Genomic DNA, 12,760 nt, shown 5'->3' with positions numbered 1-12,760 from the left:
TCAAAGTGTAGTCTCTCTACTTTTCTTAACATTTGCGTTTTAAAAAACAAAGGTTTGGAGACTTTCTCTCCTTCTACCAATACTGCAGTTCCAAGTCTTTTTTCTGAAGGTGAAAGGTCTAAGGCTAACACTCTCTCTACGTTTTCAGGTTCTTTTACTTCAAAACTTAAAGGAATAACAAGCCTGTAGATGCTGTATCCACTTTTTAGTAAAACCTTTTTTATCAACACCGCTTTAACTTCCTTAGCTTTCGTTAAAGCTCTTCTAAGTCTTTCTGGAATAAGCTTTTTAACACTTATCCAATCCCAACCTTTTTGTGTAGGAACCTTTATGCTGAACTCTAAAAAGTTTCCTGAAATTTTTAACCTTCTAAACTGTCCTTTTTCAAGGTTGTCATCTGCAGAAGTAATAACTATCTGACCGTCAAACTCTGGATGGGGAAAGTTAAAATAGCAATTAACTTCTTTTCCTTTTTTTCTAAGGTTTTCTATCTGTCTTTGGACATTCAAAACAAAGTTTTTGTTATAGCCCTTGACTTCTTCTCCCTTTAACAACTTTTCAAACACTTCTTTTCTTTCTATCTGACTTCTGATGATTTGTCCTGTTAGCTCAAGGACGTTTCTAAAAACTCTTGAAGGGAGACCTTCAGGAGTAGGGAATTCTTTTTTCAAAATTCCCACAGCAGAGCCCTTTTGGGACAAAAGCTTAAAACCTTGTTCGTTCCAAAGTTTTGGGATGTAGGAATTAACTTGGTTTTTAAAGACGGAGAAAAGCCTGTCAAGGTGTGGATAAATTCTCTGTGGAAGAGTTAGCTCATAGCTAAGAATTTGTTCTTTCATTTTTTAATTCCTATCTTTGTTTATCTTCCATCCAAGAAGTATCAAGCTAAAGATGAGTAAGATTATCCACTCCATCACTTAAACCACCCATACCCCTTAAGCTTTTTACTTCCAACTCCAAAGTTTTTAAGGCCTATCTCAAGCAGTCTCTTTGCGGTTTCCAAAAGTATGCTTTCCTCCTCTTCCCTTAGGGGTTCAAGGGGTGCAACTCCCAAGCTAAATTCAAACTCTATGCCTTCCCTTAGAGCTAAAAAGTGTATGGGAGTAGGGTTCAACCAATCTGCGGGTGCCTTGTTTTGTTGGTAATACTCTCCATAGTGCGGGTTCATAATATCTATCTCAAAGTCCCTTGAAGGGTTAAAGCTAACAGGGTATGCGTCAAAAAATATTATCTGCCCCCTTCTCTTTTTGGAGCCAAAGATCTTTAAGAATGTTCCCACAGGATTTTCTATTTCGTAATCGTCAAAGAGTATTTTAATTTTTTGTGGCACCACATCTATAGCTTTCTCTTCAGACAGGTCTTCCTCCAACTTGGAGAGTTTAACTTCTTCTCTTAGAGATTCCGCTATTGAAAGCATAAATACAAACCTTGCAAGGCCCTTTAGTGTTTCTCCGGGAATGTAGGGAATGCCGTATATGTGGTGAAACAAAAAACCGTTTTCAACAAAAGATGGATAGCCAGCCCCAATAACCAACCTGTAGGCAGTTTTTAGCTTAAAGCTTTCTTTACTGATACCCTCCAGCTTTGATTGCTTTAATACTCCTTTTCCTCTGAGACTCTCCAAAAAACTCTCTATGTAATCTTTCTTTTTTATCTCCTGACCCTTAGAGATCTGTTCTGCATATTTGAAAAGTAAAAGTTTGTTGAAAAGCAATGCGGGATTGTCGGTTTGACTTAATAGTTGTTTAATCTCCTTTACCTTCATCCTTTATCTCCCCTTCTGCTATTCGTTTTAACCAAATAGAAAAGCCCAAAACCCTTTTGGTTATCAACCTGTATTCCTGAACTTCGCAATCGGAAAGGAACTCTATTAGGTCCTTTTTATCCTTTTTTATCCCTTCTTTCCTCAAAAAGCTTTCTATGTGTTCCAAAAGTGTTTTCCAAGCTTGCTCTTTTTTAGCTTTCGCAAAAGCAACCGTGACTAAAAGGCCGTTGTGAGTTATCATAGAAGGTAATTTTCTTGCATAAGATAAGTATTTTGACGCAAAATCTTTGTCTTTTACTTGCATTACACACTCATAAGCCAACTTTGCAACCTCCTGAACCTTACTTTTCATCTTTGCACCTCCAACCTTTGAACCTTAACAAAGCCTTTACCCGTAGTTATGTCTCCACCAAGGTGAAAGGTAGAAGGCGGAGAGTATTCTATATCCTCTAAGAAGGTCAAGCCAAACACAAAAACAGATTCAGCGGGAACGTATTCTTCTGTCCATAGGGCTTTTTCTTTGACGGTGCCCGTATCCAGATCTATCTTTATGTGCGTTTGAACTTCTGTGTAGTTGCTTACAAAGTCTGTAAAGTCCGTATCGCTTACGCACACGAGCCTTTTTATGTTTTCTTCTCCCAAAAAACCCTTTAAAAGTTCAACAAAGCCTTTTAGCTCTTGTGAATCTTCCGCTTCAAAAATAAACTCCTCAAGCAAAAGCTTACCATTTATTAAATTTTTGTGATCCTTTGTATCCAAAACCTTTACCTTACCCTCTTGCACTTCTTTTATCCTTTGGTCAAGTCCTACAAACTCAAAGAACCTGTTTATGGCATAGGGGCATGTAGTTAGGGAAAATATTCCCTTTGCAGATTTTACAGGGAAAAGTAAGATAAAGCCATCGGAAAACAAAACTTTTCCCGCTCCCACCTCTCCTCCTTCTTCCGCTCCCTCTCCCGCAACGCCAAAGATCTTTGCAAGCCTTAGCATACTCTCGTCTTTTAGCTCACCTTTGGTTAGCTTTTCCTCTACCTGCGAAGGCTTTTCTCCAATTGTCATTGCAACTTGGTTTATTTCCCAGTTTCTCAGCGCTCCCTTCAAGCTCGTTCCGGGAATATAGGGAAAGTTGGTATGCACTTCGCGCACCACAGGCAGATCAACATGCCCCAACCCTTGACCTGCGCCTATGTGAAGTGGTGTGATGGTTTTAAGAAGGTAGATCTCTTTTTGCATTTCCACCCTCCTTAAGTTAAGTTTTCAAAGATTTCAAAACCCAGTTCAAAGATTTTCTTGAATTCATCTTCTGAACTGGTAGCACTGCGAACATTAGCTTCAGGGTCAGACCCGTGGACGCAGGTATTCCTAAGATTTCTAAACTTGAGCCACCTTTCATCACCTCTTCTATCCAGAAAGGCTTTTACATATTCCCTATTTTTGTAGTTTTGCTCACCTCCCAAGCCTAAAATCCTTATACCTTTTACCAGTATAGCTTCGTAAAGCAAAGTTATTGCCTTCAAATACTGACCTCTTTCGTAGAAGAACTTGGCTCTGTTTCTCATCCTGTTTTCCAGACGGTCATCCAACAAGCCAGAGATGTATTTTTCTATAACTTTCTGATGGACCGGTTCTAAGTATTCCTTTTGTGCTTTGAGATTTATAAGATTTCTTAACGGTTTTGTGGCAGGCCTGTTTATTTCTACCTCAAAGTAAGTTTTGCGTGCAAAGCTTTCATCAACCCCCGCCAGTTGAAAATATCTTCTAAAGTCCCCTGCGTTTTCAAAAAGGCTCAAGGCTTCATTTAGTTTTACCAACTCTTCCAAATGGCTTAGCCGTTTTACCGGTTTTGAGCCGTCCTCTAAGGTAAATTCCAAAAAGCCGTAGTATATTTCCAACTCAAAACCCTTTAGCTTTTTGATTATCATAAGGTCAAGGAACACCACGTATGGCACAAACCTATAAGCGTGCGTAATATCAAGGATTATCTTTTTATAGTCTCCCAAGCTCAAAACTTTTTGTATAACGCTTTTGGATATATTTTCAAGCTCCGGTGGATTTTCAAGCAATACGTAGTGAATTTCTGCACCCACGCTTTCTTTTACCTTGTCTATCCACTCAGATAACACATCGTCGCTAACTTTTTGCTCTTCTTCCAGCTTTGTTATCCTGTCAAAAAGTTCATCTATCTCCTGATCTTGCGATTGCTTCACATTGATAAGTTCAGACCAGCCAGAGCCTGTAGTTCCCACAAAGAGAAGTTCTAAATTTTCCCCTTTTTGGCGCAGGTGTTCAAAAAGGGCTATACCAAAAAGGTAACTTTCTCTAACTTCCTCTTCGGAAAACCTATACTTTGTCTTCTCATAGGCTCTTTTCCCCTTAGAGCCACCTATAAAGCTTACTAAAAGACTCTTTTCCATCTATGTTACCTCCAAAAGGATTCCACTATTCCAACCTCTCTTGAGCAGATCTTTTGACTCATTACCGTATTTAATAACTTCCTTGCGGGAAGAAATCTGACATAGCCTTTTGCACAATCCACTTTCCAGTGCCCTGAGCCAAAGCACTGTGCCCGGTCTTAGCATGTAAAGGAAAGGTTTTGCAAAGCCCGAAACCCATTCAGGTTCTAAGGAAAAGACCCACTCCACCTTAAACTTTATGTCTCCGTTAATCTTTACCTCCCCCTTTAAATCCGCATAAAGGTGAGTTGTAGAGTAAAACTTGTATAGCCTATCCTTTTCTATGCTGACAGTTTCATTTAGGAAATCTAAAAATCTGTCTTTAACAGGCTTAACCTTGGCATACCTTCTTTCTCCACCCACCGTAGCAAAAAATGGCTTTTGCACATCTTGATCCACCAAAAGCACTATGCGAGAGTTTTCAAACCTCAAATAAATCCTTGAGTAAAGATAACCTTCTTGGGATACTCTTTTGTCATAGTTTAGCTTTACCCCGACCCTTTCTTCCTCTTGGAATAGAGTTTCCTTTTTTGCGCTAAAGCTCTTCCCTTTGGCATAGCTTTCTGCAAAATCGGAAAAACTGCAAAAACCTTCTGCCTGTTCAAGGTTTAAAAGCTCTCCTTTTTCAAAAGGCTCCACAAAAGGACTTTTGAGCTCTTCATTCCACTTTGGAACATAGACCTCTTCTTCCTCTTGCTTTCTTTTCTTTAAACAATCCGCAGGCATTGGGAGAAATAGTTCATTTCTGTGTTTTAAGAAAACTCCCATTATCTTTAGAGCGGTCCCATTACCCAAAGAGAAAAACCTCATTATGGGTGGTGGGAAGGTAGAGTGCTGATAGTGAGACTCCCCTGCGGTAAAGTTTTTAAGACTTCCAAAGGTTAGTGCGTCTTCAGGTGTTAGCTCCAACAACTTCATAACTTTTTTCCCTCCTCTCTTTTGCGACAAAGCGGGCGACATAAAACAGGTTAGCAAAGTTCTTAATGTCAAAGTCCGAAGCTTCTAAAAAGGATCTAAGTCTTTCTAAGTAATTTTCAATAAATGCTTGCTCGTTTTCCCCTTTCAGCTTACTTTTATTCACCCTTTTTTTCAACATTCCCTTAAGAAGGGCCAAAATTACCTGCACGTTCTCGCTTTTATCTTCAAATTTACTCACTATATGTCTTAGGTCATAAGCGGTTCTGTCTCCTATGATGTCTTCCTCAAAGTATGAAATGGTGTCTTTGAGGAGATTCAAAAACTCCCACTTGGCACAAAAGCTAACAGGCGCTCCTCCCCTTGGAATGACGGTTATACAAAAGGCAGACTTTTCTTTTATACTTTTTGCCCTCTTTTCTGCCTTTCTTACTTCCCTTAACAAGTAAGAAAGCTCATCTTTTTGATGCCCTATGACTATTCCTGCGCTGACAGAGGCGTTTTCTCTTACACTTTGTTTGAAGAGAGGATTTAACTTTTCTGCAAAGTCCAAAAATTCCTTTAGGTCTGCCATCGCCAGCACATCATCACCACCAGCATAAACAATTCTCAGACCGAATTTGTCTTTCTTTTCCAAACTTCTTATCTTTTTCGCATACTCGGAAAGTCTTTCGGAAAACTCCCGGTGGAACTTTTCCGTCAGCGGTTCCTGTCTTTTCCTACTTTTTAGTCCAAGCCATTCTCCTATGCTGTCTCCGTCAGAGAGAATAATAGCATAGTAGTTTTTAGAAGGTGGGCTTAAAAGTTGGTGGCTGTATATCCAACGGAGTTTTCCGACAAGGTCGTCAATCAACAACTCCAAGTCTTTATCTTCCTTTTTTATCCTCTCAAGTTCCTTTATTTCAAAAAGCTCTGCGTTGTAGTCCCAAAGGTGCCTTCTGCTTTCCTCAACCCCCACATACTGCTCAAGCAAAGACCTTAGCTCCTCCGCAACTTCCTTATGTTCCTGCTCAAATTTTTTCAGTTTCTCTTTAAACTCCGCATTGGCTATGTCATGGACCGACGGAAAAGTCCGCCTTCCAAGATAGAAAAAGGCAAACCTTTTCACAAGACAGACACCGCATAGCTTTTCCCCTTCCTTAAGGTAATGTCTTATGTCCTTTCGAAGACTTTTTCTGAACTTTTCCCAATCAACTGCCAAATGAGCCCTCTCTCCACAAAGAGTGCAACCGTCAGGATACTTACCACCGTTGTATGTGTAGTGGTCTATCAAAGGCTCATAAGGTTTTTGGGACTTTTTAGTTCCAAGCTTTCTCCCGGTCCAATCATAAGCAACCGCATAATTGTCAAAGTCTTCACTTAGATTTTGTTTTAGTTTTTCTTTCCATCTTTTAGTTTCTTCAGCAGTGGAGCATTCACAGTAGGCTCTAAAGTAGGTTTCAAGGTGAAGTTTAGCCTGTTGTTCTATGACGTCCTTTTCAATATCAGACCTATCTAACACTTCCCTTAGAACTTTCTGATGGACCTCTTTCCAAACTTGATGGAATTTATCCACCACTTCTTTGCAGACGCAATCCTTTGCCAAGAAAACCACTCTGTTTGGATAATTGGCTAATCCCTCTCCTCCTTCCACAAGGATTGGATAGATAACTTCAACCTCTGAATCCTTTATCAAATTCTCAATGATTTTCTCTGTAATTGTAGAAAGCAGTAAGCTTGAATGGTAAAGATCTGAAAGCCTCCGGGAGCTTGATATAAAACCCTGAACGGGTGAGAAGGTGAAGATGTGGAGAATCATCTTGACCTCCTCCCTAAATTTTTTAGCATTCCTTTCAATATTTGTAGATCAGGGTTTTCTAAACTATCTTCGAAGCGAAACTTTGCTCCATCAGGCAATATATTACCTGATAACAGTATCAAAACCCACCTGTACTTTTCTTGATGTTTTACTACCTTTACTATAAGCGGACTGGCTCTCCTTTTTAAAGCTTTCCCTTCTTTTAGAACAGCTTCTACCTTTTTTCCAAAAACGGGCAAACCAAAATTGGCAAGTTTTAATATCTTTATCTTTTCCTCTTTCTTTTCCTCTTGATTTAGAACACCTATAGAGCGTCTATACTGTATATATAGCCCTTCTATCTCTTCTAATGCTTTATGCCAGCTATCGTGAAGAGTGCTTCCTATTTTTATATTCATAGTATCCTGGATATTTGAATACTTTTCACAGGGTTGTAGAACCCCTCCAACAAAGGCTTTAGCTTTTTGAAGATTCTCTTTATACCAATTAAAGAGATCTTCTGCGGGCGTAAAAGATATAGGTAGCCCTTCTGGAGCCTTAACTATAGCCAAATTCCCTCCACCCCTTCTGCTTTTTGAGCCTACACCACCCAAGAAGATCAAGGCCCACAAAGATGCAATGTAATGGTTTAAATATTTCTCTTCACCAATAAGTGTTAAGTTAAATCTTGAACCTGCTCCAATGGATAGTCTCTTTCGTTTGTTGGAAACAAAAAAGAAAAACTCCTCATTTTTTGGTACTACCTCTCCCCAAACTCTAATTGCTACCTTAGATGCATACTTACCATTACCGCCAAAAATCTTTGTTTCCTCTTCCTTTAACTTTTCTATATTGCATTCACTTTTTAGGGCTCTCCACCAAAAGCGCAAAAGACCTACAAAACTGGCAGGCCTTAGCTCGGGCTTTAGGGGGTCCGCACCACCCAAAAAGGCTGGCGTTATAAACTCAAGCTCAAAGGTAAGCTTTTTCATGCCTTCCCTCCCTTAGTTTTCTAAGGAAAGAGATGGACAAAACCGGCTCATAACCACCGCTGTAGTTGTATATCCAACCTTCCTCGTAGTGACCAAAGGCCAAACCCACCATAAAGGCTATAGGCACGGGAGTAGAAAAGAAAAAGTGAAACTCATCAAAGCTCTGTTCTTTTTTTATGTCCTGTATAAGGCTTGCACACTCTTTGGCTACATCCTTCATGTCTTCAACCGATATGTTCCCTGAACTTTCCGATTCAATCAGTAAATAGGACGGATTTTCTAATCTTTGTGAGATATACTCCTTCACTTTGCTTTCCATGTCGTGATGGGCAAAGGAGAACATAACTACCAAGTTTTTACCCCCCTTTTCAAACTTAAATCTAACCTTTTGTAACTGCTTGTTTCTTTCTTTTAGCTGTCTAACATTTTCTACCACTATTGGATAGTAGGAGTTATTTTGGTAGTGATAAAACACAAAGGGCTTTTGACTACCAAAGAGCACGCCTAAGGCAAAGGCAAGGGCAGAAGGACCGTTTATGGCTATGTGCCATTCTTCTTTGCTATGGAGTTTTTTCTCAGTTTCCTTAAACCTTCTCCAGAATTCCCTAAGGACCTCTTCCCAAACTTTTCCTGTAAGCTGTCCGGTTATTATAGGCTTTGTTTCCAAACCTATCAACACCTCAAGCTTTTTAAGGTAATGTTCCGAAATGCCTGTTGCCTTTAAAAAGCTTTTAAACTCTCCTTCCCATCTATCTTGGGTTTTTGTGATGTATATGGGCATTTGATAAATCTCTGCGTCAAGCAGTTCTTTTATTTCATCAACGGTGTTGAAGTGGTAAGGTTCCACAAGCCTTAAACCTAATTCCTTTGCCAACTTTTTCTTTTCTTCAATGCCATCCACAGATTTTATATTCCCCTTTTTATCTACTGCTCCTGTAAAGAGGGCATCCTCTGGTAAGTTTTCCACATAAAGGTTCAAGACTGTGGGAAGTTGAAAGCTTGCTCCTGCAAATTCTCTGTCAAAAAACACCGCAAAACCACTGTTAAGAAACTCTTTTATAGGACTTAGATGTCTTTTTATTTGTTTTAGATTTGTTATAACTTCCTTGAGATTTTTTATGATTATTGCATTCACAAGCTCCCCTTTACCTTCGCTGGAAACCACAGGAAATCTAAAAGTTCTGTGCTCTGCCCTGAAAAATTCCTTTACGCTCTCCTCAGAAACTTTGAAAACCTTTTTAAAGGTCTCCACAGACGGGAATACACCCTTTTCCTTTGAGTATGTGATGAGTTCATATTGATGAGAGTATGGAAGATCCCAAAATTGGTTGTATAGCTCATCCACTTTGTCATCAAACTTTCCACTTTTTAGAAAGATTTGAAAGTGTGGTAATTCAATCTTCCAAAACTTCCACATGTAAGTGTTCCTCCAAATATTCGTGGGATTTCAGCTCCTTAGGAAGGTTCTCAATAATCAGCTTATCCGCTCCTTTTCCTTCGTAGATTACGCTATCAAAGAGTTTTACCTTTATCCTCTTTCCCTCGCACTCTTGAGGCAAGTATATGACAATTTTGTTTTCCTCAGCTATACCAAGCCAATTTTCCCCCTTTAAAGCGTTTGTACTTGCGGCTCGTTGGTATGCTTGTAGTATGTTGTAGTGTTTTTGATATAAGAAGACAGGATAAGAAATTATTATGGCTTTTTGTTCTTCTTCCTCTGCCTGTAGCTCTCTTTGTATATGAGTAGCTAAAATACTTCCCAAAGTCAGTTCGCTATAGCGCTTCCAGACTAATTTTATAAACTCTCTTTTTGGTTTTATAGAAGACCAAGTGGGAGCCCGTTCTACCACCTTTAGGACCTTTTCTATTGTGTCCTGCCTTACTATGTAGATTGGAAAGCTTTCTTCTTCCAAAACCTCTTTTCTTAGATAGACATAGAAAGGTAAGGGAGCAAGTATTTTGCGAGTTTTGTCAAGCCCGCTTATCAGGTGAATCTTCAGTAAGCATGTTGTGAGGTCTGTCCAGATTGTAAGCGGAACAGCATGCACCAGCCCCTCTTCTTCTATATGGAAAATGAGCACATATTCTTCAGGTTGCCAAAAGAGCACACGCACCTGGCCCACTTCTACGGGCACTCTCTTTTCTTCCTTTACCGTATATTTTTCGTCACCTAAAGAGCTCTTATAAAACTTTAAAAGAGTTTTAAGTTCCTCAAGATCCACCATGATCATTCACCTCTTAGTCTATATATAACCAAGCTTTTTACATATTTCTGACAGGAATTTGTCAATGAAGTATTTCATCGCTTCAGCAGAAGGCTCGTAGGTTAAATGGTCTCTTAGCTTTTTCTTCAACCTTTCCCAGCGTTTGTATAGGTTTGTCTCAGAAAGGCCCTCCGGTTTTTTACAATCTTTTTGAAACTCTTTACAAAGATAATAGCAAAGGATGGGATAATCCTTTTCTTCCAAGAAGTTTAACATATACTCATAAAACTCTTCAGCTTCAATCTTTTCTTCTACCTTTTCTTCATAGGCAAATATACCAGTTTCTTCTACGCTTCTATTGTTCTCTTCCGTTTTAGGATTTTTTGCTTCCTCATAAGGAAACTCTTGCAGGCTTCTCAACTCTTGGTAAAATTCTATTACACAAGACTTGATTATGCTTAAAAAATACTTCCAACTTACAAAACTCTTTTCTTTTATAAGGTCTTTTTGGGAAATAACTTTTACACTTAGTTTTGAAAGAAGCTCTTCCACATAATCGTCACCCCAACGTTTCTTAAAGCTTTCTTCCTTTCCTATCTGTCTTACAAACTTTGCAATGGTGTTTTTTAAAAATTCCCTCTCCTTAGGTGTTCCTTTTCCTTCCGCAAACTTAATCAAAAGCTCTTTGTAATCCATAGCTTATATCGCCTGCAGTTTGTCTATGTGTTCTAAATCTTTACAATAACCACAAAAGGAATACCCTTTTATAAGGTCCTTTGGAAGTTGATACAGATAAAAGCCTTTATTTTTTCTGTCATAAAAGATGTAGGACGTTTTTTGGAAGTTAAAATTACACCCTTTTTTATCGCAAAGATTTAGATCTACTCTCTTAGTTTGATCCCTTTCTAACGTTGTCAAAAGACATACATAGAACCATTTTCCAAAGTAGTAACCTACGAAAGGTCTGCTTTTCCTTTTATGAGAGCCAAAGTCTGTTTTCAGATACTCCTCAAGGATTCTTAGATGATTCTGATTGAAGATCCCCAAGAACCTTCTCCCCTCAAACTCCTTTCTCTCTAAAATCAAACTCTTTATCAAAGACCCCAGCAAAACTCTCCCTCCGCTGTGTTATTATAACACTATGAACAAACTATACGAAGGAAAAGCTAAGATAGTTTATGCTTCGGAAGACGAGCAAAAATTGATTGTTTTTTTCAAAGATAGCGCCACCGCTTTTGATGCAACAAAAAAAGCTCAAGTGGAAGGAAAGGGAGCTATAAACAATACCATATCCAGCATACTTTTTGAACTTCTTGAAAAGCACAACATAAAAACCCACTTCATAAAAAAACTGTCCGATAGAGAAATGCTCGTTTGGAAGGCAAAGAGGTTTGAGCTTGAGGTGGTGGTTAGGAACATAACCGCAGGAAGTATATGCAAAAGGCTTGGGCTTGCGGAAGGTATAGAGCTTAAGAAACCTTTGGTGGAGTTTTTTTACAAAAACGACGAGCTTCATGATCCATTGATCTGTAAGTCCCATGCCTTGATGCTTTCTTTGGCTACAGAAGAACAAATAGAAGAGATGGAAAGGATAGCCCTTCAGGTAAATGAGGTATTAAAAGACTTTTTCCACTCCTGTGGTCTTATCCTGGTTGATTTCAAGCTAGAATTTGGCATACTGCCCGATGGAAGTATAGCTGTTATAGATGAAATATCACCCGACACTTGTAGGCTTTGGGATGCAAAAACAAAAGAGAAGTTAGACAAAGACAGGTTCAGGTTTGACTTGGGAGACCTGATGGAGGGATACAGGAAAATCTTAGAGAAAATTCAGCGGTAAATTGCCAATCCAACCCTTCCCATCCTGCGCCAAATTCTGTCCAACTCCTCAAAGGAATAAAACTTCTCAGCTTCGTATCCGGTGTGAGCATAAAAGCCCATTTCGTCAAAGCCAAACACCACCAAATAGTGTGGCACACTTGCAAACAGAAATCCAAAATCTACCAGGATTATAACCGGGACCCCTTTGCTGATATAGTTTTTCAAAGTGTTTTTATCTCCCTTAAAAAGTTCCGTTTTAAAGCCAAGTTTTTTTGCGTAGTTTTCAAGGTCCGTAATCAAAGCTCCCTTCAACTTGGGAATATAAACATCCTTTGCTATGGTGTCTTGGTCTATGCTAAGACCGTAATAGCTAAGAACACTGCTTAAGGAAGCGGGACCACAAAACTGATCCCGCTGTTTTACAAAAGGAACCGAAAGTATTACCTTATGATTATCTCCTTGTTGAGGAGCTTCAGAAGGATCACCAAAAGTATGGCTACGAGCAAAACTCCTATCACTAAGCCCAAGTCTCCACCGGCTAAAACTTTCTCCGAAGCTTTTGCCAACATGTGGATCTGCTGATCGTCCATCTCCGAAAGCTTTTTTTCCACTTCCTCTTTGCTAAGCCCATAAGCCTTTAGTTTTTCTTGAACTATCTTAGACTCCAAAGCCCTTTGGATCTTTTTAATCTCCTCTTCCCTATTTATATTCTTTATCTCCTCCGTCGCTGGCTTAGACTCTACAAGACCACCCACTGCGGGAACAGAGTTCAAGAATAAAAGCCAACAAGCTAGGCCAATGGCTAAGATAGGATTCCTAAGTTTTTTCCACAT

The 12,760-nt window shown here is 39.3% G+C and carries 14 protein-coding genes and 1 pseudogene; 1 reads left to right on the top strand and 14 read right to left on the bottom strand.

Translation table 11 applies throughout. The annotated features are described in order from the left end of the window. From K217_RS0102595 to K217_RS0102540, 12 genes and pseudogenes are all read right to left on the bottom strand, one after another. A pseudogene (locus tag K217_RS0102595) lies at positions 1 to 839 on the bottom strand (RNA-guided endonuclease TnpB family protein); the annotation flags it as partial. 74 nt (positions 840 to 913) lie between these two features. Continuing rightward, positions 914 to 1,765 (bottom strand): type III-B CRISPR module RAMP protein Cmr6, encoded by an 852-nt coding sequence (cmr6, locus tag K217_RS0102590; RefSeq protein WP_029551574.1) that lies wholly within the window; start codon positions 1,763 to 1,765, stop codon positions 914 to 916. After that, positions 1,746 to 2,117 carry a type III-B CRISPR module-associated protein Cmr5 gene (gene cmr5, locus K217_RS0102585; protein WP_029551573.1) on the bottom strand — a complete coding sequence of 124 codons (372 nt, stop codon included), beginning with the start codon at positions 2,115 to 2,117 and terminating at the stop codon, positions 1,746 to 1,748. Before cmr5 ends, cmr6 begins: the two co-directional genes overlap by 20 nt. Further along, positions 2,114 to 2,998, bottom strand: a complete 885-nt coding sequence (cmr4, locus tag K217_RS0102580; protein ID WP_029551572.1) for a type III-B CRISPR module RAMP protein Cmr4 — start codon at positions 2,996 to 2,998, stop codon at positions 2,114 to 2,116. The genes cmr5 and cmr4 overlap by 4 nt, the downstream gene beginning before the upstream one ends. A gap of 11 nt (positions 2,999 to 3,009) precedes the next feature. Further along, entirely contained in the window at positions 3,010 to 4,179 is a 1,170-nt protein-coding gene (gene csx2, locus K217_RS0102575) for a TIGR02221 family CRISPR-associated protein (RefSeq protein ID WP_029551571.1), read from the bottom strand. Continuing rightward, a complete protein-coding gene (locus K217_RS0102570) occupies positions 4,180 to 5,136 on the bottom strand; it encodes a type III-B CRISPR module-associated Cmr3 family protein (protein WP_029551570.1) in 957 nt (318 codons plus the stop codon). Further along, complete coding sequence (gene cas10, locus K217_RS0102565; protein WP_029551569.1) at positions 5,111 to 6,931, bottom strand: type III-B CRISPR-associated protein Cas10/Cmr2; 1,821 nt, start codon at positions 6,929 to 6,931, stop codon at positions 5,111 to 5,113. Before cas10 ends, K217_RS0102570 begins: the two co-directional genes overlap by 26 nt. Then, positions 6,928 to 7,902, bottom strand: a complete 975-nt coding sequence (gene cmr1, locus K217_RS0102560; RefSeq protein ID WP_029551568.1) for a type III-B CRISPR module RAMP protein Cmr1 — start codon at positions 7,900 to 7,902, stop codon at positions 6,928 to 6,930. The genes cas10 and cmr1 overlap by 4 nt, the downstream gene beginning before the upstream one ends. Further along, positions 7,883 to 9,319, bottom strand: coding sequence for an SAVED domain-containing protein (locus K217_RS0102555; RefSeq protein WP_029551567.1), 1,437 nt, complete (start codon positions 9,317 to 9,319; stop codon positions 7,883 to 7,885). The genes cmr1 and K217_RS0102555 overlap by 20 nt, the downstream gene beginning before the upstream one ends. After that, positions 9,297 to 10,127, bottom strand: a complete 831-nt coding sequence (locus K217_RS0102550; protein WP_029551566.1) for a hypothetical protein — start codon at positions 10,125 to 10,127, stop codon at positions 9,297 to 9,299. The genes K217_RS0102555 and K217_RS0102550 overlap by 23 nt, the downstream gene beginning before the upstream one ends. A gap of 18 nt (positions 10,128 to 10,145) precedes the next feature. Further along, positions 10,146 to 10,802, bottom strand: coding sequence for a hypothetical protein (locus K217_RS0102545; RefSeq protein ID WP_029551565.1), 657 nt, complete (start codon positions 10,800 to 10,802; stop codon positions 10,146 to 10,148). Positions 10,803 to 10,805: 3 nt separating this feature from the next. Next, on the bottom strand, positions 10,806 to 11,204 hold the full coding sequence (locus K217_RS0102540) for a hypothetical protein (RefSeq protein WP_155991101.1): 399 nt from the start codon (positions 11,202 to 11,204) through the stop codon (positions 10,806 to 10,808). Positions 11,205 to 11,247: 43 nt separating this feature from the next. Here K217_RS0102540 and purC point away from each other — a divergent pair, with 43 nt between their 5' ends. Further along, positions 11,248 to 11,946 (top strand): phosphoribosylaminoimidazolesuccinocarboxamide synthase, encoded by a 699-nt coding sequence (purC, locus tag K217_RS0102535; RefSeq protein ID WP_029551563.1) that lies wholly within the window; start codon positions 11,248 to 11,250, stop codon positions 11,944 to 11,946. Here purC and K217_RS0102530 read toward each other — a convergent pair. Together K217_RS0102530 and K217_RS0102525 are read right to left on the bottom strand one after the other, a co-directional pair. Next, entirely contained in the window at positions 11,937 to 12,368 is a 432-nt protein-coding gene (locus tag K217_RS0102530) for a C39 family peptidase (RefSeq protein WP_029551562.1), read from the bottom strand. The two genes, purC and K217_RS0102530, sit on opposite strands and share 10 nt — an antisense overlap. After that, a complete protein-coding gene (locus tag K217_RS0102525) occupies positions 12,368 to 12,760 on the bottom strand; it encodes a PA2779 family protein (protein ID WP_029551561.1) in 393 nt (130 codons plus the stop codon). Before K217_RS0102525 ends, K217_RS0102530 begins: the two co-directional genes overlap by 1 nt.

It is taken from the genome of Thermocrinis jamiesonii (assembly GCF_000702425.1).
Taxonomy (GTDB): Bacteria; Aquificota; Aquificia; order Aquificales; family Aquificaceae; genus Thermocrinis; species Thermocrinis jamiesonii.
The sequence above is the reverse complement of the archived record's forward strand: the minus strand, read 5'-3'. Positions and strand labels throughout refer to the sequence as shown.